We start from the raw sequence: 20,518 nt of genomic DNA, 5'->3' as shown, positions 1-20,518 counted from the left end.
CCGCTCAGCGGTTTCTGGTGGTGTGTCAACGGGAAAGCGTTGTGGCCGAGTTCCCGGAGGGGTCCGGGAACTCGGCCACAGATGTGGTGCGTTGGGTATGTCAGCGGGTGGCGCCGCCGTCGGCGTTCGGGCCGGTGTAGTCCTCGCCGTACGAGCCCTTGGAGGGGCGGCGGCGGCGCATGGGCGGCTCGACGCCGTCCGCGAGGCGGCGGGCGGTGAGCAGGAAGCCGGTGTGGCCGATCATGCGGTGGTCCGGCCGGACGGCCAGGCCCTCGATGTGCCAGTTGCGGATCATCGATTCCCAGGCGGTCGGCTCGTTGAAGCAGCCGATCTCGCGGATCGACTCGACGGTCCGCGCGAGCTGGGTGGTGGTCGCCACGTAGCAGCAGAGGATGCCGCCGGGGACGAGCGCCTTGGAGACGGCCTCCAGGCACTCCCAGGGAGCGAGCATGTCGAGGATGACCCGGTCGACGTCGGTGTCGCTCAGGTTGTCCTGGAGGTCGCCGACGGTGAGCTGCCAGGCGGGGTGGGGTCCGCCGAAGTAGCGCTCCACGTTCTGCTGGGCGATCTCGGCGAAGTCCTCGCGGCGCTCGTAGGAGTGCAGCATGCCCTGGTCGCCGATCGCGCGCAGCAGGAAGCTGCTCAGCGAGCCGGAGCCGACTCCCGCTTCGACGACGCGGGCGCCGGGGAAGATGTCGGCGAAGGCCAGGATCTGCCCCGCGTCCTTGGGGTAGACCACGGCGGCGCCGCGGGGCATGGACAGGACGTAGTCGGGGAGCAGGGGGCGCAGCGCGAGATAGGCGACGTTCCCCGTGGTGCGGACAACGCTGCCCTCGGGAGCGCCGATCAGCTCGTCGTGGGGGAAGGAACCCTTGTGGGTGTGGAAGTTCTTCCCGGCCTCGAGCGTGAACGTGTAGTGGCGGCCCTTGGGGTCGGTCAGCTGAACCTGGTCCCCGACCTTGAAGGGCCCGCGCCTGCGGGCGGCACCGGTCGGTTCGGACATGTGAACAGCGTACCGGTCCCGGGCGGGGCCGCCGACCACGGTCAGGAGGGGCGGGCCATGGCCTTGACGAAGGCGCGTTCCACGTCGGCGGCGGACAGGACGCCGTAGATCTCGCCGGAGTCCTCGACGACGAGGTATTCGGTGGCGGGGCTGGCGCGCAGGACGTCGAGGAGGTCTTCTCCGGCGAGTTCGGCGGAGACGCGCATGCCGTCGGTGAGGTCCTGGGCGAGGCCGCTGACGGCGACCCAGGGGCGGCGGTGTTCGGGGACGCCGACGATGGCGGCTTCGCGGACCAGGGAGAGGGGTTCGCCGTCGGCGTCGACGACGACGAGGGCGCGGGCGCCGACGTCGTTGGCGCGGCGGAGCGCTTCGGACAGCGGGGTGGTGGTCTCGACGGGCACGGCGCGGCGGGTGAGGCTGCGGGCGCGCAGTTCCGGGAGGTGTTCGCGCAGGCGGGCCATGCGGAGGCTGTTGCCGGCGCCGGTCCAGATGATCGCCGCGAGGATGGCGGCGAGCAGGGCGTCGGTGATGGTGTCCATGCTGCCGGTGTTCTCGGGGGCGGTGCCGAGTGCCGAGGACTGGGTGAGCAGGGGGAGGCCGATGAGTACGGAGACGGCGAGGGCGCGGCCGACCCAGGCGGCGGCGACGGTGCCGCTCATGGCTCTGCCGGTGATCTTCCAGACGACGGCGCGGAGCATCCGGCCGCCGTCGAGGGGCAGGCCGGGGAGCAGGTTGAAGGCGGCGACGATGAGGTTGGAGATCATCAGGCCGCCCAGCAGGACGCCGGGGACGGTGCCGGGCTCGACGGGCAGCATGGCGAGGTAGAAGAGGCCGGAAAGGACCAGGGAGAGGAGGGGGCCGACGAAGGCGAGGACGAACTCGCGGCCGGGGGTCTCGGCTTCCTTCTCGATCTCGGAGACGCCGCCGAAGAACTGGAGCTGGATGCGGCGTACGGGGAGTTTGAAGCGGAGGGCGGCGACGGTGTGGGCGAGTTCGTGGACGAGGACGGAGGCGTAGAAGGCTACGGCGAAGAAGAGGGAGACGAGGTAGCGGGCGGCGCCGAGGTCGGGCAGGACGCGGTCGAGCTGGCCGCCGAAGACCCAGGTGATCAGGGCCGCGACGAGGAACCAACTGGGGGCGACGTAGACGGGGACGCCGAAGGGGCGGCCCATGAGGAGTCCGCCGCCGGGTTCCTTGGCGCGGCGGGGCGGGCGTCCCGCGGTGCCGGTGCGGGCGCGGGTGCGGTGGGCTCCGGCGGAGGCGTCCTGGTCGCGGTCCTGGTCGGGGCCGTCGGTCGGGGGTGTGGGTCCGAAGGGCGCGGAGGGCTCTTCGTCGGGTGCGTCGTCGCCGGTGCGCGCGGTGGGGGCGAGGGTCTTCGCCTGCGGGTCGGCGGGTGCCGGGGCCTCGGGTGCGGGGTTCGCCTCGGGTCCGGGCTCCGGGTGGGGCAGGGGGCCGTCGGACGGGTGGGAGGTGGCGTCGTCGTGCGGGTGAGAGATGGTGCCGTCCTGCGGGTGGGGGGTGCCCTCGGGCCGTGCGGGGGGTTCGGTCGGGTCCGGGGTGCCGGTGTCCGTGTCGGGCCGCTTCCGGGAGTCGTGACCGGAGGTCGTGGCATCAGGCCCGGTGGTCTCGGGCGTTGCCGGTCCGGGGTGCGCGCCGGAGGCCGGACCGGTGGAGGCCGGGGGCCTCTCGTGGTGCTCGGTCCTCTCGCCGGTTCCGGACCGCGGCTGCCCGCTCCCGCCGCTCTCGTCCACGATGTCCCCTCGTTCGAAGCGTCCCCCGCCCCCCGGTCGATGTGGAGCGGGAGGGTCTGGGGTCGATGGTATGCGGCCGTCGCGGCGCGTTCCGCCCCGGCACCCCTTCTGTTTTCCGTGCCGTCGTGCCCGCCGGGACCGGTTCACTGTCGGTGGCGGGCCGTATGGTCTGTTGTCATGGAAACCAGCACCGAGGGCGCCGTGCCCGAAGAACCGGCCGTGTCCGGCGGGGCCGTCGTGGACGGGGCCCTCGTGGGCGGGGCCGTCGTCGGCGGAACCGTCGTGGACGGTCCGGCTCCCGCGGTCGCGCGCGCGCCCGCCTCGCTGTCGCCCTCGCGTGCCAGTGACTTCATGCAGTGCCCGCTGCTGTACCGGTTCCGGGTGATCGACAAGCTGCCGGAGAAGCCGAGCGAGGCGGCGACCAGGGGGACTCTGGTGCACGCGGTCCTTGAGCGGCTGTTCGACGCGCCGGCCGCGGACCGGACGGCCCCGCGGGCCAAGTCGTTGATCCCGGCGCAGTGGGACCGGCTGCGGGAGACGAAGCCCGAGGTCGTGGAGCTGTTCGCGGACGATCCGGAGGGTGAGCGGCTCGCGCGCTGGCTGTCCGAGGCCGAGCGGCTGGTCGAGCGCTGGTTCACGCTGGAGGACCCGACTCGGCTGGAGCCGGCCGAGCGGGAGCTGTTCGTGGAGGCGCGGCTGGATTCCGGTCTGACGCTGCGCGGGATCATCGACCGGGTCGATGTGGCGCCGTCGGGCGAGGTCCGGATCGTCGACTACAAGACGGGGAAGGCGCCGCGGCCCGAGTACGCCGAGGGCGCCCTGTTCCAGATGAAGTTCTACGCGCTGGTGGTGTGGCGGCTGAAGCGGGTGGTCCCGCGCCGTCTTCAGCTCGTCTATCTCGGCAGCGGTGACGTGCTGACGTACGACCCCGAGATCGGGGACCTGGAGCGGGTCGAGCGCAAGCTGCTCGCTCTGTGGGAGGCGATCCGGGAGGCGACGGAGACGGGTGAGTGGCGGCCGCGCCCCACCAAGCTCTGCGGCTGGTGTGATCATCGAGCGGTGTGTCCGGAATTCGGTGGTACGCCCCCGGCATATCCGCTCCCGGTCAGGGCGCCCGGGTCGGGTGCGGGTGAGCAGGGCAGAATGGGGCCGGACTAGCGAAGGAGACTTACGTGGCCATCCGCGTCCTACTGGTCGACGACCAGCCGCTGCTGCGCACCGGCTTCCGGATGATTCTGGAGGCGGAGCCGGACCTCGCGGTCGTCGGCGAGGCCGGTGACGGTCTCCAGGCACTCGATCAGGTGCGTGCGCTCCAGCCCGATGTGGTTCTGATGGACATCCGTATGCCGCGGATGGACGGTGTGGAGGCGACGCGGCAGATCACCGGCCCCGGCCGGGACGGTCCGGCGAAGGTGCTGGTGCTGACGACGTTCGACCTCGACGAGTACGTGGTGGAGGCGCTCCGGGCGGGTGCCAGCGGTTTCCTCCTCAAGGACGCGCCGGCCAATGAACTGGTGCAGGCGATCCGGGTGGTGGCGGGGGGCGAGGCGATGCTCGCGCCGAGCATCACGCGTCGGCTGCTGGACAAGTACGCGGGTCATCTGCCGTCCGGGGACGAGCCGGTTCCCGACACGCTGCACACGTTGACCGACCGCGAGGTCGAGGTGCTGAAGCTGGTGGCGCGTGGTCTGTCGAACGCGGAGATCGCGGCCGATCTGTTCGTCAGCGAGACCACGGTCAAGACGCATGTGGGGCATGTGCTGACGAAGCTGGGGCTGCGCGACCGGGTGCAGGCCGCGGTGTACGCGTACGAGAGCGGGCTGGTGCGTCCCGGCGCGCAGTAGCCGCCGGGCCCGGCTTTCCGGGAGAACGCCAGAGGGCGCCCGTTCCGCACAGGAACGGGCGCCCTTCGGCTTGCCGCGGACGAGGTCGGCCCCGACTCTGGGCCACCGTGCGTGCGTTCGCCGGTCCAACCCGAAAGACCCGGGACCGCCGGGTCCCGGGTCTTGGCCCGGGGCCTGTCGGCCCCGGGTCGAACGCTTAGGTCACTCGCTGACGCCGCGACCGAGCTCCCACAGCTGAAGAGTGGAGGACGAGTTGAGCGCCCACTCCGAGCCCGTGATGTCGTCACGCGCGGCTATGTACTGCTTGCCCTGCCAGAGCGGGATGACCGGGACGTCGTTGGCGACGATGTCCTGGATGGTCGTGAGGCTCTTGGACGCGGTGGCACGGTCGGCCTCGCGCCGCGAGTCCGGGATCAGGGTGTTGCTGATCCTGGGGTTCGAGTACGGCGAGCCGAGGAAGTTGTCCTTGTCGAGGAACGGCGCGAGGTAGTTGTCGGCGTCGGGGAAGTCGGGGAACCAACCCATGCCGTAGACCTCGTAGTCGCCCTTCTGCTCGGCGGGGCGGAACTTGGTCCACGGCGCGCCCTGGGTGGTCACGTCGAACAGACCGCTCGCGTTGAGCTGCTTCTTCAGGACCTGGAACTCCTGCGCGGTGACCGCACCGTAGTGGTCGGTCGTGTAGTGCAGGGTCAGCTTGACCGGAGTGGTGATGCCGGCCTTGTTCAGCAGCGACTGGGCACGGCTGACGCTCGGGTCGCCGTACTTGTTGAAGAACGCGTTGGCGTGACCGGTGATGGTCGCCGGGACGAGCGAGTAGAGCGGCTCGGCCTGGGTTCCGTAGACCTTGGAGACGAGCTCGCCGCGGTTGATCACCTGGGCCATCGCCTGGCGGACGGCGGTCGACTTCACCGACGGGGCGTTGGTGTTGAAGGCCAGGTAGCGGATCTCGAGGCCGGGCATCTCGTTCAGGTTGATGTTGCCACCCGAAGCGTTGTCCAGCTTGTTGATCTGCTCCGGCGTCATCGAGCGCGTCATCAGGTCGATGTCGCCCTTGTCGAGGGCCGTGCCCATGGCGTCGGCGTCCGCGAAGGAGCGCAGCTCGACCTTGGAGTTCTTGACCTTCAGCTGTCCCGTGTAGTGGGAGTTCTTCGTGAAGACGGCCCGGGTGACGGTGTCGTCCTTGGACTCGATCTTCACGGTGTAGGGACCGGAGCCGTCCACGGAGAAGCCGTCGCGCAGGTGGTTCTTCTCGTAGTCCTTCGGGCTCACGATGCCGGCGACCGGGGTCGACAGCTTGAACGGGAAGGTCGCGTCGGCGATCTTGAGGTGGAAGATCACCTCGCGGTCGCCTCGGGTCTCGACGGTGTCGATGGTGGACAGCAGGGCCGCCACACCACTGTCGGCCTTGATGGCCCTGGCACGGTCGATGGAGAACTTGACGTCCTTGGCGGTGATCGCGTCACCGTTGGAGAACTCCAGGCCCTCACGCAGCGTGCACGAGTAGCGCTCGTTGCCGCTGTCGGTGAAGCCGCACTTCTCGGCCGCCTCGGGCTGCGGTTCACCGTCACCACGCGGCTGGACCATCAGCGTCTGCACGGTCTGACGGAGCACGTTCCAGGTGCCGACGTCGTAGGCGTACGCCGGGTCGAACGGTGCCGGGGCATCCTTCGACGCGGTGAACTGGTCCGTGGTACCGACAACGATGGCATCGCCGCTGTCGCCCCCGCTGGCGGACCCGCCGCAGGCGGCGAGCACTGGGGCGAGCAGGCCGACCACGGCCGGCAGCACCAAAGTCTTGCGGTTCATGCTCGTGTTTCTCCAGAGCTGTAGGTTCCGCGAACCGGCATGCAGGGGTGGCGCGGCGGTCACGGGGTTACGGCGATGTTCTCGCGATGACATTAGTCCGCACCACAAGGTCGGCCATACCGGTGCGCGAACGGTCTTCCGCTCACGCTGCGAAACCGGGCGCGGACGCACCGATAACCCGACACGGGAAGGATTAGTGCAGGCTTTCATCAATCGGGACACAAGGGCACGCCAAGCCTTCACACATGGGTGGTGCGGGCACAATCCGGTCCGACTGTCGACCCTCCGTCACGTGGCGAACGTCACACCGTAAAATTGATTGAGGAGTACCGGAATTAGTGGTTCCGCCCCGATTTGCATTCCGGGAGCCCCTCGCCCGCGCTTACCACACGCAAGGGCCGCGACTTTCCCGCATATGCGGATCCGCGCGCGTTCCCGCACGCCGCGTCACGGCCCCTTCGGCGTTCGGTGATCATTCAGAGCGCTTTTGCCATCACCCGGTGGAGAAAGGGCAGGTCGACCTCTTCGAGGGAACGCACCACGGTGCGACGGGCGGCCGGGCTGATGGGGGCGACCGAGGGCACGGCGATCACCTGGCAGCCCGCGGCCTCGGCCGAGGCGACGCCGGTCGAGGTGTCCTCGATGACGGCGCAGCGTGCCGGTTCGGCGCCGAGCCGCGCGGCCGCGAGGAGGTAGGGGTCGGGGAACGGCTTGGTCCGCTCGACCTCGTCGCCCGCGACGGTCAGGGCGAAGAAGTGGGAGCCGACGGCGCCCAGGACGCGGTCGATGATCCGTCGGTGCGAGGCGGAGACCAGGGCGGTGGGCATCTCGTGCGCCGCGAGTTCGGCGAGCAGTCTGGCGGCGCCCGGCATCAGCGGCAGGGAGCGGCCGATGCGTTCCTCGAAACCGTCGTTGAGCAGCACGGACAGCTCGGGCAGGGTGATGTCGGCGCCGGTGGCCTCGATGAGGAATCCGGCGCTGCGGGTCATGGGGCCGCCGACCACCACATGGCGCCAGGAGTCGTCCAGCGCGTGCCCGAGGGCGGCGAAGACCGCGACCTCCACGTCCCACCAGAAACCCTCGGTGTCCACCAGGGTTCCGTCCATGTCGAGGAGTACGGCCTGAAGGGCTGAGCCCTCGGCCGTACGGGTTCCGAGCGCGGGGACCGTACTGGTCATCCTGGCGCACCTCCTTGAGGGACGATCAGGCCGGCCACCCCCTGTACGCCAGGGGACGACCGGCCTGCGATGGACCGACCAGTGTACGACTTATCCGATCAGTGTGCGTCGTGCCGTGTGCCACGGCGCGTCGGGCCGCTCACCGTGCGTTGAAGTACTTCGCCTCGGGGTGGTGGATCACGATGGCGTCGGTCGACTGCTCGGGGTGGAGCTGGAACTCCTCGGAGAGGTGGACGCCGATGCGTTCGGGTTCGAGGAGCTGGGCGATCTTGGCGCGGTCCTCCAGGTTCGGGCAGGCGCCGTAGCCGAGGGAGAAGCGGGCGCCCCGGTACTTGAGGGCGAACATGTCGTCGATCGCGGCGGGGTCCTCCCCGGCGAAGCCCAGCTCGGAGCGGACGCGGGCGTGCCAGTACTCGGCGAGGGCCTCCGCGAGCTGGACGGACAGGCCGTGCAGTTCGAGGTAGTCGCGGTAGGCGTTGGCCTCGAAGAGCTTGGCGGTCTCCTCGCCGATGCGGGAGCCGACGGTGACGACCTGGAGGCCGACCACGTCGGTCTCCCCCGACTCCTCCGGGCGGAAGAAGTCGGCGAGGCACAGCCTGCGGCCGCGGCTCTGGCGGGGGAAGGTGAAGCGGGTCCGCTCGTTGCCCCGGTCGTCCAGGATGATCAGGTCGTCGTCCTTGGAGACGCACGGGAAGTAGCCGTAGACCACGGCGGCCTCCAGCAGGTTGTCCCGCTGGAGCCGGTCCAGCAGACCGCGCAGCCGCGGCCGGCCCTCGGTCTCGACGAGCTCCTCGTAGGTCGGGCCGTCGCCGGCGCGGGCCTGCTTGAGACCCCACTGGCCCTTGAACAGGGCGCCCTCGTCCAGCCAGGAGGCGTACTCCTTGAGCTGGATGCCCTTGATCACGCGGGTGCCGGTGAAGGGGGTCTTCGGTACGGGGTTGTCGACGGAGACGTCGGAGCGGACGTGTCCCTCCTGCGGACGTTCCTCGGTCTGTACGGAGGCGGTCGCGCGCACCCGGCGCTGCTTGAGCTCGGGCAGGACCGCGCCGGGCACTCCGCGCTTGACGCCGATGAGGGCGTCCATCAGGCGCAGTCCCTCGAAGGCGTCGCGGGCGTAGCGGACCTCGCCCTGGTAGATCTCGTACAGGTCCTGCTCGACGTAGGCCCTGGTCAGGGCGGCGCCGCCGAGGATGACGGGGTAGTCGGCCGACAGGCCCCGCTGGTTCAGCTCCTCCAGGTTCTCCTTCATGATCACCGTGGATTTGACCAGGAGTCCCGACATGCCGATGACGTCGGCCTTGTGCTCCTCGGCGGCGTCCAGGATGGCGGAGACCGGCTGCTTGATGCCGAGGTTGACGACGTTGTAGCCGTTGTTGGACAGGATGATGTCGACGAGGTTCTTGCCGATGTCGTGGACGTCGCCGCGGACGGTGGCCAGGACGATGGTGCCCTTGCCCTCGGCGTCCGACTTCTCCATGTGGGGTTCGAGGTAGGCGACGGCCGTCTTCATGACCTCGGCGGACTGGAGCACGAAGGGCAGCTGCATCTGGCCGGAGCCGAAGAGCTCGCCGACGACCTTCATGCCGTCGAGCAGGGTCTCGTTGACGATGTCGAGGGCGGGGCGGTCCTGGAGGGCCTCGGCGAGGTCGGCTTCCAGTCCGTTCTTCTCGCCGTCGATGATGCGCCGCTTGAGTCGCTCGTCCAGCGGGAGCGCGGCCAGTTCCTCGGCCTTGCCCGCCTTGAGCGACTTGGTGGTGGCGCCCTCGAACAGGGCCATGAGCTTCTGGAGCGGGTCGTAGCCCTCGGCGCGCCGGTCGTGGATGAGGTCGAGGGCGGTGGTGACCTCCTCCTCGCTGAAGCGGGCGATCGGCAGGATCTTGGAGGCGTGGACGATCGCGGAGTCCAGGCCGGCCTTGACGCATTCGTCCAGGAAGACCGAGTTGAGCAGGATGCGGGCGGCCGGGTTGAGGCCGAAGGAGATGTTGGACAGGCCGAGCGTGGTCTGGACGTCGGGGCGGCGGCGCTTGAGCTCGCGGATCGCCTCGATGGTCGCGATGCCGTCCTTGCGGGACTCCTCCTGGCCGGTACAGATCGTGAAGGTCAGGGTGTCGATGAGGATGTCGGACTCGTGGATGCCCCAGTTGGTGGTGAGGTCCTCGATGAGCCGTTCGGCGATGGCGACCTTGGTCTCGACGGTGCGGGCCTGGCCCTCCTCGTCGATGGTCAGGGCGATCAGCGCGGCGCCGTGCTCGCGGGCGAGCCGGGTGACCTTCGCGAACCGGGACTCGGGTCCGTCGCCGTCCTCGTAGTTGACGGAGTTGAGGACCGCGCGTCCGCCGAGGCGCTCAAGGCCCGCGCGGAGCACCGGGACCTCGGTGGAGTCGAGCACGATCGGCAGGGTGGAGGCGGTGGCGAAGCGGCCGGCCAGCTCGTCCATGTCGGCGACGCCGTCGCGGCCGACGTAGTCGACGCACAGGTCGAGCATGTGCGCGCCCTCGCGGATCTGGTCGCGGGCCATCTCCACGCAGTCGTCCCAGCGGGCCTCCAGCATGGCCTCGCGGAACTTCTTGGAGCCGTTGGCGTTCGTGCGTTCGCCGATCGCCATGTAGGCGGTGTCCTGGCGGAACGGGACCGTCTGGTAGAGGGAGGCGGCGCCGGGCTCGGGCTGCGGGCTGCGCTCGGGGGGCGTGAGGCCGTTCACCCGCTCCACGACCTGGCGCAGGTGCTCCGGGGTCGTGCCGCAGCAGCCGCCGATGAGGGACAGGCCGTAGTCCCGTACGAAGTTCTCCTGGGCGTCGGCGAGTCCCTCGGCGTCGAGCGGGAAGTGGGCGCCGTCCTTCGTCAGGACCGGCAGACCGGCGTTGGGCATGCACAGCAGGGGGATGCGGGAGTGGCGGGTGAGATAGCGCAGGTGCTCGCTCATCTCGGCGGGGCCGGTCGAGCAGTTCAGGCCGATCATGTCGATGCCGAGGGGTTCCAGCGCGGTCAGCGCGGCGCCGATCTCGGAGCCGAGCAGCATGGTGCCGGTGGTCTCGAAGGCCATCGAGACCAGCAGGGGCACGCGGACGCCGGTCGCCTCCATGGCGCGGTGGGCGCCGAGGACGGAGGACTTGGTCTGGAGCAGGTCCTGGGTGGTCTCGACGATCAGGGCGTCGGCGCCGCCGGCGAGCAGGCCCTCGGCGTTGGCCTGGAAGCCGTCGCGCAGGGTGGCGTAGGGGATGTGGCCGAGCGTGGGCAGCTTGGTGCCGGGGCCGATCGAGCCGAGGACCCAGCGCTGGCGGCCGTCGCGGGCGCCGAACGCGTCGGCGACCTCGCGGGCGATCCTGGCCCCTGCCTCGGAGAGTTCGTGGACGCGTTCGGCGATGTCGTACTCGGCCATCGCCGAGTGGTTGGCCCCGAAGGTGTTCGTCTCGACGCAGTCGACGCCGACCTCGAAGTAGGCCTCGTGGACGGAGCGCACGATGTCGGGGCGGGTGATGTTGAGGATCTCGTTGCAGCCTTCGAGGTCCTGGAAGTCCTCGAGGGTGGGGTCCTGCGCCTGGAGCATCGTGCCCATCGCGCCGTCGGCCACCACGACACGGGTGGCGAGCGCTTCTCGAAGGGCGTCGGTTCGCTGCGGGCCTTCGAAAGGACCGGACGAAAGGGACGGGTTCGGCAACGAGGCCATGAAGGTGCTCCCTGGAGTGCGACGGCTGTCGGCTTTGCGCTTCCCATGGAAGGCGCACGCCGTCAGGGTAGCCCGGAGCACCACGGATCGGTCCTGGGCGTCCACGAGGCGGACGGGTGTGGCGCGGATGACGTCGGCGTGGAGAGGGACGGAACGTGGGGCGACCACCCATTGGCGGGAGATCGGTGGCGACCGGTAGTGTTCGACATTGCCGAACGGCAGCGGGGTAGTCGCGCCGGCGGTCGAAGGGGACGGAGGCAGCACGGCGATGGCACGGAACATCCAGTCGCTCGAGCGGGCGGCGGCGATGCTGCGGCTGCTCGCGGGCGGCGAGCGGCAGCTCGGCCTGTCGGACATCGCCTCCTCCCTTGGCCTGGCCAAGGGTACGGCCCACGGCATCCTGCGCACCCTCCAGCAGGAGGGGTTCGTCGAGCAGGACGCGGTGTCCGGGCGCTATCAGCTGGGCGCGGAACTGCTGCGTCTCGGCACCACCTATCTGGACGTGCACGAACTGCGGGCGCGGGCCCTGGTGTGGACCGACGACCTGGCGCGTTCCAGCGGTGAGAGCGTGTATCTGGGTGTGCTGCACCAGCAGGGCGTGCTGATCGTGCATCACGTCTTCCGGCCCGACGACAGCCGTCAGGTCCTGGAGGTCGGGGCGATGCAGCCGCTGCACTCCACGGCCCTGGGCAAGGTGCTGTCGGCGTACGACCCGGTGGCGCACAGCGAGGTCCTGGAGGTCGAGCGCAAGGCGTTCACCCCCCGCACCATCAGCGAACTGGACGACTTCGAGGGCGTCCTCGACATGACCCGCGCGCGCGGGTACGCGGACGACGTCGAGGAGACCTGGACGGGCGTCGCCTCGGTCGCCGCCCCGATCCACAACCGGCGGCGGATGCCGGTCGGCGCGGTGGGCATCACCGGGGCCGTGGAGCGGGTGTGCAAGGACGGGGAACTGCGTCCGGAGCTGATCGCGGCGGTGCGCGACTGCGCCCGCGCGGTGTCGCGCGACCTGGGCGCCGGGCGGTTCTGACGCGAACGGCGTTCGCGGTGCCCGTACGGGGCCGCGAACAGCGCTGACGGGTCCGTACGGGCGAGCACACCGTCCATGGGCCGTCCCTGGCGTCCGCGTCCGCGACCTCGGGCGCCGGCGCGTACGGCTCCGGCGGAGCGCGGTGGCGCGCCGGCCCCCGGCCGGACTCACCGTCGCGCACGCCGGCCGCCCCGTCTCACGCACCGGTCGGCCGTCTTTTTCACATACGTCGGTCCCGTTTCGTACGGGCCGATGTCCGGGATCCACAGGAGTCGAGGCCGGGAAGCGGAATGCTTCCCGGCCTCCTTCGTATGCCCTCGGACGTGCGACGACGCATCGATAGCACACAGCAATCAATAACGATCCCGTTTTCGATAACCGAACCCTTGACGAGGTGGTGAACCGAGAGCAAGACTCCCGTCCATCGGTCGACATTGTCGAACACCTACCGGCAATAGGCGTTAGGGTGTGGCAATGCCAGGGCCGAGATCGCTCTCACTCCCCGAGAGCACGAACCACCGGAGGGACCCGGGGTTCGGCTTCCCCTGGACGAAGGACAAAGGAGTCGCGGGTGTCCAGCTCCGACATCTTCATCGGCGAGACCATCGGTACCGCCGTTCTCATCCTGCTGGGCGGTGGCGTGTGCGCCGCCGTCACGCTGAAGGCATCCAAGGCGCGTGGCGCCGGATGGCTGGCCATCGCCTTCGGGTGGGGCTTCGCGGTCATGACCGCGGTCTACATCTCGGCGCCGCTGTCCGGCGCTCACCTCAACCCGGCCGTGACCCTCGCGCTCGCGATCAAGAACGACGACTACAGCAACCTCGCCACCTACTGGGGCGGCCAGCTCCTCGGCGCCATGATCGGCGCGGCACTGGTCTGGGTCGCCTACTACGGCCAGTTCCTCGCGCACCTCACCGACAGCGAGATCGTCGGCGGCCCCGAGGAGCGGACCACGAAGGCGGTCGAGGCCGAGGAGCCGGGCGCGGGCCCGGTGCTCGGTGTCTTCTCCACCGGCCCCGAGATCCGCAACGTGGTGCAGAACCTCGCCACCGAGATCATCGGCACCGTCGTCCTGGTCCTCGCGATCCTCACGCAGGGACTGAACAACAACGGCGACGGCCTGGGCGTCCTCGGCGCGCTGATCACCGCCTTCGTCGTGGTGAGCATCGGTCTCTCCCTCGGTGGTCCCACCGGCTACGCGATCAACCCGGCCCGTGACCTCGGTCCGCGCATCGTTCACGCCCTGCTCCCCCTGCCCAACAAGGGTGGTTCCGACTGGAGCTACGCCTGGATACCGGTCGTCGGCCCGCTCATCGGCGGCGCGATCGCAGCAGGCATCTACAACGTCGCCTTCGCCTAGGAGCCCCCGCTCCAGCACGCTTGGAAGCCGCGCCCCATGCACCATGAGCCGCACAGCACCGCTTTGAAGCACCGCGCCGTACACAGCCCCTCATCCACGGACACCAGGAGCACACCGTGACCGACGCACACACCGCCGGCCCCTTCATCGCCGCCATCGACCAGGGCACCACCTCGTCGCGCTGCATCGTCTTCGACCGCGACGGACGCATCGTCTCCGTCGACCAGAAGGAGCACGAGCAGATCTTCCCGAAGCCGGGCTGGGTCGAGCACGACGCCACCGAGATCTGGACCAACGTCCAGGAGGTCGTCGCCGGAGCCATCTCCAAGGCTGGCATCACCCGGGACGACATCAAGGCCATCGGCATCACCAATCAGCGCGAGACCACGCTGCTGTGGGACAAGAACACCGGTGAGCCCGTCCACAACGCGCTCGTCTGGCAGGACACCCGCACCGACGCCCTGTGCCGGGAGCTCGGCCGCAACGTCGGCCAGGACCGCTTCCGCCGCGAGACCGGCCTGCCCCTCGCGTCGTACTTCGCCGGACCCAAGGCCCGCTGGCTGCTCGACAACGTCGAGGGGCTGCGCGAGCGCGCCGAGGCCGGGGACATCCTCTTCGGCACCATGGACACCTGGGTCATCTGGAACCTGACCGGCGGTGTCGACGGCGGCAAGCACGTCACCGACGTCACCAACGCCTCGCGCACCATGCTGATGAACCTGCACACCCTGGCCTGGGACGAGAAGATCGCCGAGTCGATCGGTGTCCCGCTGGCGATGCTGCCCGAGATCCGCTCCTCCGCCGAGGTGTACGGCGAGGTCACCGGCGGCCCGCTCGGCGAACTGCTCGGCGGCATCCCGGTCGCCTCCGCGCTCGGCGACCAGCAGGCGGCCCTGTTCGGCCAGACCTGTTTCGCCGAGGGCGAGGCCAAGTCCACCTACGGCACCGGCACCTTCATGCTGATGAACACCGGTGACAAGATCATCAACTCGTACTCGGGCCTGCTGACCACGGTCGGCTACCGGATCGGCGACCAGGAGCCGGTCTACGCCCTGGAAGGCTCCATCGCCGTCACCGGCTCGCTCGTGCAGTGGATGCGCGACCAGATGGGCCTCATCCAGTCCGCCGCCGAGATCGAGACACTCGCGTCCTCGGTCGAGGACAACGGCGGCGCCTACTTCGTACCGGCCTTCTCCGGTCTGTTCGCCCCGTACTGGCGTCCCGACGCCCGCGGTGTGATCGCCGGCCTGACCCGGTACGTCACCAAGGCGCACATCGCGCGCGCCGTCCTGGAGGCCACCGCCTGGCAGACCCGTGAGATCAGCGACGCCATGACCAAGGACTCGGGCGTCGAGCTCACGGCGCTCAAGGTCGACGGCGGCATGACCTCCAACAACCTGCTGATGCAGACCCTGGCCGACGTCCTGGACGCACCCGTGGTGCGCCCGATGGTCGCCGAGACCACCTGCCTCGGCGCCGCCTACGCCGCCGGTCTGGCCGTCGGCTTCTGGACCAACACCGAGGACCTGCGCGCCAACTGGCGCCGGGCCGCGGAATGGACCCCCAACATGGCCGCGGACGTCCGCGACCGTGAGTACAAGAGCTGGCTCAAGGCCGTCGAGCGGACCATGGGCTGGATCGAAGACGAGAACTGACGAGGAGTAAGAACCCGCAATGACCAGCCAGTCCACCACGCAGTCCGTGCCTGCCCTCGGTACGCACCCGGCCTCCGGCTCGAACCCGAGCCGTGCCGAGACCCGGGAACAGCTCTCCAAGGCGACGTACGACCTCCTCGTCATCGGCGGCGGCATCCTGGGCATCTCCACCGCCTGGCACGCCGCGCAGTCCGGGCTGCGGGTGGCTCTGGTCGACGCCGGCGACTTCGCCGGCGCCACCTCCTCCGCATCCTCCAAGCTCCTCCACGGCGGTCTGCGCTACCTCCAGACCGGCGCGGTGAAGCTGGTGGCGGAGAACCACTTCGAGCGCCGTGCGGTCTCCCGCCAGGTGGCACCCCACCTGGCGAATCCGCTCACGTTCTACCTCCCCGTGTACAAGGGCGGGCCGCACGGCGCGGCGAAGCTCGGAGCGGGCGTCTTCGCCTACTCCGCCCTGTCGGCGTTCGGTGACGGCGTGGGCCATCTGCTGAGCCCCTCCAAGGCCGCTCAGGACGTGCCCGAGCTGCGCACCGACAACCTCAAGGCCGTGGCCGTGTACGGCGACGACCAGATGAACGACTCCCGCATGGCCCTCATGACGGTCCGCGCGGCCGTCGAGTCGGGGGCCGCGGTCCTGAACCACGCCGAGGTCACGGGCCTTCGCTTCACCCGGGGACGGGTGACGGGGGCGGAACTGCGGGACCGGCTGTCCGGCGAGGAGTTCGGGGTGAACGCCCGGCTCGTGCTGAACGCGACCGGCCCGTGGGTCGACCACCTGCGCAGGCTGGAGGACCCGAAGGCGGCTCCCTCGATCCGGCTGTCCAAGGGCGCGCACCTGGTCCTGAAGCGCACCTCCCCGTGGAAGGCCGCGCTGGCCACCCCGATCGACAAGTACCGCATCACCTTCGCCCTCCCGTGGGAGGACATGCTCCTGCTCGGCACCACGGACGAGGAGTACGAGGGCGACCCGGCGGACGTCTCGGTCAACGAGAAGGACACGGCCCAGATACTCGACGAGGCCGCGTTCTCCATACGCGACCAGCAGCTCTCGCGCGACCTGATCACGTACTCCTTCGCCGGTCTGCGGGTGCTGCCCGGCGGCCCCGGCGACACGTCGAAGGCCAAGCGCGAGACGGTCGTCACGGAGGGCCGGGGCGGGATGCTGTCCGTCGCGGGCGGCAAGTGGACCACCTTCCGGCACATCGGCCGCACCGTCATGAAGAAGCTGGAGTCGCTGCCGGGCCACCCGCTGGGCGAGGACTTCGAGCCGATCTCCGAACTGCCCAAGAGGATGCCGCTCCCCGGCGTCGCCAACCCGCGCGCGGTCGCGCACCGCCTCCTGGTGGACGGCCCGGCGCCCGGTCCGCGCATGGCCGCCGACACGGCCAGGCATCTGGCCACCCACTACGGCTCGCTGGCCTTCGACATCGCCCGCCTGGCGAACGAGAACCCGGCGCTCGGCGAGCGCGTCCACCCGGACGCCCCGGAGATCTGGGCGCAGGTCGTCTACGCCCGGGACAACGAGTGGGCCGAGACGGCGGACGACGTGCTGCGCCGCCGTACGACGCTGACGATCCGGGGTCTGGCCACGGACGAGGTCCGCGGCCGGGTCCAGGATCTGCTCGACGACAAGTAGGCACCCGTCGACGGGTGAGGGGCGGCTCCCACGGGGGGGTGCCGCCCCTCACCCGCGCGCGGGCGGCGCGCGTTCTCGCGGGGCCCGTCCGGCGCGGCAATGGGTGCCGTCGCCGGGCGAGTTGACCGGTGGCGGCGCGGGCGGGTGCGCCGGGCGGGGTGGCCGGCGCGCGTGTTTCCGGGGCTTCGACGGGGCAGTGATCCGTTCACTCCCCCGTGCAAGGGGGCTGCGGAGGTCCCCTCGGCACGCCGTAAGGTTGAGGCGTACGCGAGGGCACATCGGAAGGAGGCGCTGGGTGATCGAGCTGGAGGGGGTTCCCGAGCTGATCGACCCAGTCATGGTGGCCGCGTTCGAGGGCTGGAACGACGCCGGCGACGCCGCCTCCGCCGCGGTCGCGCATCTGGACCGGGAATGGAAGGGCGAGGTGTTCGCGGCGCTGGACGCCGAGGACTACTACGACTTCCAGGTGAACCGGCCGACCGTGTGGCTGGACGCCGGCGTACGCAAGATCACCTGGCCGACCACGCGCCTGTCCGTGGTCCGGATCGGCGGCGAGAAGCCGCGCGATCTGGTGCTGGTCCGCGGTATCGAGCCGTCGATGCGCTGGCGCTCTTTCTGCAACGAACTGCTCGGCTTCGCGCACGAACTGGGCGTGGAGCTGGTGGTGATCCTGGGCGCGCTGCTCGGCGACACCCCGCACACCCGTCCGGTGCCGGTCAGCGGGGTCACCTCGGACGCCGATCTGGCGCGCACGATGGATCTGGAGGAGACCAAGTACGAGGGTCCCACGGGCATCGTCGGCATCCTCCAGGAGGCGTGCACGCACGCGGGTGTGCCCGCCGTGTCCCTGTGGGCGGCCGTACCGCACTACGTGTCGCAGCCGCCCAACCCGAAGGCGACCCTGGCACTGCTCAACCGTCTGGAGGACCTCATCGACCTGCGCATCCCGCTGGGCGAGTTGCCCGAGGACGCGCGGGCCTGGCAGCTGGGCGTCGACCAGCTCGCCGCCGAGGACAGCGAGGTCGCCGAATACGTGCAGACGCTGGAGGAGGCCCGGGACACCGCCGAGCTGCCCGAGGCGTCCGGCGAGGCGATCGCCCGCGAGTTCGAGCGCTATCTGCGCCGCAGGGACGGCGGCGGTCCGGCCGCGGGAGCCCCGGGCCACGCCACGGAGAGCGGCGAGCCGGCCACGTACCTCCGGGACAATCCCGGGGGCTTCACCCGGCCCCCGCTGACCCAGCGGCCCGAGTCCGGCAGCGGGCAGGAGGCCGGGGCGGACGCCCGGGACCACGATCCGGGCAGCGCATCCGGCACCGGGTCGGACAGCGAATCCGGCACCGAGGGCGGGGCCGAGTCCGGTTCCGAGGAGGGCTCGGACACATCGAGGACGCGGAACACGCCGGAGTCCCCGGACACTCCGGACGCCTCCGGCACCTCCGACCCGGAGGACTCCTCCGGGGACTGAACTGCGCTCCGGTCCCGGGGAATCGAGACCGCGGACCAGGCTGACGGCCGATCGGGAAGGGGCGGTACGCACACGCGTACCGCCCCTTCCGGCTCCCCGGCACCGGAGCGTTCCGAGGGTCGGCCACCGCTGCCGTCCCGGCACATGACACCCGTATCCACAGCCTTCGGCCGGAATTCGGCGTGACATCTGTTTCAGGACGGATTGCACACGTTGCCCAATTCAACTTGTTCTCAAACCAAGTTGGCGAATTCGGGGTGGACGGGATGCCGGGGGCGTGCCAGGTTGTGCGTCGAACGGCACACGCAGGGACCGGCACCCCAGGGATCGAAGGGAGCGGTACGCGATGACCGACCAGGTACAGCCGGCACGGGACCCGGGAACGTCCGGGCCGGGGCCCGACGGAGCGGGATTCACCTACCGAGGAGCCGAGCAGGAGCTGATCGTCGTCGCCCGTCCGGAGGCCAGGCTGCGCGCACGGGCCGAGGGCGTCCACTCGGCGGCGGGCGCCGACGTCTCGGCCCTCGACATGTTTCTCAGTGACGAACAGCTCGTCCTGGAGCCCCTGTTCGGCAGCGAGGAACGGCTTCGGCAGTCACCCACGGACACCGGGAACGGGCCCGGCCTCGCGCTCTTCTACCGGCTGCGCGGCACCCGGAACCGCGCCCAGGAACTGCGCGCGCGGATCGCGGCGCTGCCGGGGATCGAGGCCGCGTACGTGAAGCCCGGTGCCGTACCCGCGTCGCCCGAACCGGCGCCGTGGTCGGACCGGAGCACCGACGGCGGCGGGCGGCTGAAGGAAGGGACGCCGGTCACCCCGGACTTCACCGGCAGGCAGGGTTATCTGCGTCCGGCGCCCGAGGGCGTCGACGCGTACTGGGCGTGGCAGCGGCCGGGCGGTTCGGGCCAGGGTGTCACCGTGATCGACGTGGAGGGCGCCTGGCAGCTCGGACACGAGGATCTGTCGTCCAGGCTCGCGGGTGTCGTCGTCGGCACACCGCACACCGATCTCGCCTGGCGCAACCACGGCACGGCCGTCATCGGGGTGCTCGGCGGCGACCGCGACGAGCGCGGGATCACCGGAATCGTGCCGGACGCGGTGACCGCGGCCGCGTCCTTCCAGGGCATCGGGACGGCCGCGGCGATCCACGCGGCGGCGGAACGGCTGAGCCCGGGCGACATCATCCTGGTCGAACTGCACGCTCCGGGACCGCGGTTCGACTTCGAGGAGCGCGACAGCCAGGCGGGGTACATCCCGCTCGAATGGTGGCCCGACGACTTCGCCGCCGTCCAGGACGCGACCGCCCGGGGCATCGTGGTGGTGGCGGCGGCCGGCAACGGCGGCGAGTCGCTCGACGACGCGCTCTACGAACGGCGGCCCGCGGAGTTCCCCGAGTGGTGGCGCAACCCCTTCAACCCCTCGAACCCGTCCTCCGGGGCGGTCCTGGTCGGGGCGGGAGCGCCGCCTCCCGGCACGCACGGCCGCGACCACGGGCCGGACCGTTCACGGCTCGCGTTCTCCAACTACGGTGCGCGCCTGGACGCGCAGGGCTGGGGTCGCGAGGTCACGACCACCGGCGGCTTCTGGGACCGGCCCGGAGATCTCCAGGGCGGGGCCGAGGAGATCGCCTGGTACACGGACACGTTCTCGGGGACCTCATCCGCCTCCCCGGTGGTGGTCGGCGCCCTGGCCTCGCTCCAGGGCATGCTCAGGGCCGCGGGCCGGGCGCCGATGTCCTCGGAACGTGCGCGTGTCCTGCTGCGGGCGACGGGTTCCCCGCAGCAGGACGCGCCGGGCCGACCCGCCTCCCAGCGGATCGGCAGCCGGCCGGACATCAGGTCCGCGGTCACCCGGCTGCTGCCGGAGGCGGTCGGCTCGGGCCGGGCGGAGCGGTACTGGGACGAACTGCTGCCGTATCCGCGTGAACTCCCGCCGAGGCTCCGGCTGTACGTGTCCGGTGCCTGGCGCAGTCTCGACCGTCCGTCCCCCGAGATCCGCCAGGCGGTGCACTCCGCCTTCGCGCGGGGACGGCACGACGTGCGGGTCTGGTTCGCGGACGACGAGATCGTCGGCCTGGTCGTCACGGGCTGAGGACGTGGTCCCGACGGGCCCGACCCGA

Annotated in this window: 13 protein-coding genes; 8 read left to right on the top strand and 5 right to left on the bottom strand. The window is 70.5% G+C overall.

Annotated features, from left to right (window positions below):
- Nucleotides 1-100: 100 nt before the first annotated feature.
- Entirely contained in the window at nucleotides 101-1,003 is a 903-nt protein-coding gene (locus ACZ4AA_RS18785) for a tRNA (adenine-N1)-methyltransferase (RefSeq protein ID WP_467602817.1), read from the bottom strand.
- A 41-nt stretch (nucleotides 1,004-1,044) separates the two neighbouring features.
- Nucleotides 1,045-2,754: a site-2 protease family protein gene (locus ACZ4AA_RS18780; RefSeq protein ID WP_467602815.1), complete on the bottom strand. Its 1,710-nt coding sequence runs from the start codon at nucleotides 2,752-2,754 to the stop codon at nucleotides 1,045-1,047.
- Between the two features lie 177 nt (nucleotides 2,755-2,931).
- Here ACZ4AA_RS18780 and ACZ4AA_RS18775 point away from each other — a divergent pair, with 177 nt between their 5' ends.
- Nucleotides 2,932-3,912: a RecB family exonuclease gene (locus ACZ4AA_RS18775; protein WP_467602812.1), complete on the top strand. Its 981-nt coding sequence runs from the start codon at nucleotides 2,932-2,934 to the stop codon at nucleotides 3,910-3,912.
- Nucleotides 3,913-3,926: 14 nt separating this feature from the next.
- Complete coding sequence (locus tag ACZ4AA_RS18770) at nucleotides 3,927-4,598, top strand: response regulator (protein ID WP_081223499.1); 672 nt, start codon at nucleotides 3,927-3,929, stop codon at nucleotides 4,596-4,598.
- 201 nt (nucleotides 4,599-4,799) lie between these two features.
- Here ACZ4AA_RS18770 and ACZ4AA_RS18765 read toward each other — a convergent pair whose 3' ends face one another.
- The 3 genes from ACZ4AA_RS18765 to metH all read right to left on the bottom strand — a co-directional run bounded on the left by ACZ4AA_RS18765 (nucleotide 4,800) and on the right by metH (nucleotide 11,249).
- Complete coding sequence (locus ACZ4AA_RS18765; protein ID WP_467602808.1) at nucleotides 4,800-6,404, bottom strand: ABC transporter substrate-binding protein; 1,605 nt, start codon at nucleotides 6,402-6,404, stop codon at nucleotides 4,800-4,802.
- A gap of 476 nt (nucleotides 6,405-6,880) precedes the next feature.
- Nucleotides 6,881-7,582 (bottom strand): HAD family hydrolase, encoded by a 702-nt coding sequence (locus tag ACZ4AA_RS18760; protein ID WP_467602805.1) that lies wholly within the window; start codon nucleotides 7,580-7,582, stop codon nucleotides 6,881-6,883.
- A gap of 139 nt (nucleotides 7,583-7,721) precedes the next feature.
- Nucleotides 7,722-11,249, bottom strand: a complete 3,528-nt coding sequence (gene metH, locus ACZ4AA_RS18755) for a methionine synthase (protein WP_467602803.1) — start codon at nucleotides 11,247-11,249, stop codon at nucleotides 7,722-7,724.
- Between the two features lie 268 nt (nucleotides 11,250-11,517).
- Between metH and ACZ4AA_RS18750 the strand changes: the two genes are divergently transcribed.
- The 6 genes from ACZ4AA_RS18750 to ACZ4AA_RS18725 all read left to right on the top strand — a co-directional run bounded on the left by ACZ4AA_RS18750 (nucleotide 11,518) and on the right by ACZ4AA_RS18725 (nucleotide 20,490).
- Nucleotides 11,518-12,282: an IclR family transcriptional regulator gene (locus tag ACZ4AA_RS18750; protein WP_467602801.1), complete on the top strand. Its 765-nt coding sequence runs from the start codon at nucleotides 11,518-11,520 to the stop codon at nucleotides 12,280-12,282.
- Nucleotides 12,283-12,853: 571 nt separating this feature from the next.
- A complete protein-coding gene (locus ACZ4AA_RS18745) occupies nucleotides 12,854-13,642 on the top strand; it encodes an MIP/aquaporin family protein (protein WP_467602799.1) in 789 nt (262 codons plus the stop codon).
- Nucleotides 13,643-13,758: 116 nt separating this feature from the next.
- On the top strand, nucleotides 13,759-15,297 hold the full coding sequence (gene glpK, locus ACZ4AA_RS18740; RefSeq protein WP_467602797.1) for a glycerol kinase GlpK: 1,539 nt from the start codon (nucleotides 13,759-13,761) through the stop codon (nucleotides 15,295-15,297).
- 19 nt (nucleotides 15,298-15,316) lie between these two features.
- Nucleotides 15,317-16,933: a glycerol-3-phosphate dehydrogenase/oxidase gene (locus ACZ4AA_RS18735; protein WP_467602795.1), complete on the top strand. Its 1,617-nt coding sequence runs from the start codon at nucleotides 15,317-15,319 to the stop codon at nucleotides 16,931-16,933.
- A 295-nt stretch (nucleotides 16,934-17,228) separates the two neighbouring features.
- Nucleotides 17,229-18,398: a PAC2 family protein gene (locus ACZ4AA_RS18730; RefSeq protein ID WP_467602793.1), complete on the top strand. Its 1,170-nt coding sequence runs from the start codon at nucleotides 17,229-17,231 to the stop codon at nucleotides 18,396-18,398.
- A 346-nt stretch (nucleotides 18,399-18,744) separates the two neighbouring features.
- Nucleotides 18,745-20,490 (top strand): S8 family peptidase, encoded by a 1,746-nt coding sequence (locus ACZ4AA_RS18725; protein WP_467602791.1) that lies wholly within the window; start codon nucleotides 18,745-18,747, stop codon nucleotides 20,488-20,490.
- Nucleotides 20,491-20,518 lie beyond the last annotated feature (28 nt).

The organism is Streptomyces sp. NPDC024698, assembly GCF_055559015.1.
This window is presented reverse-complemented; position numbering and strand designations above follow the sequence as displayed.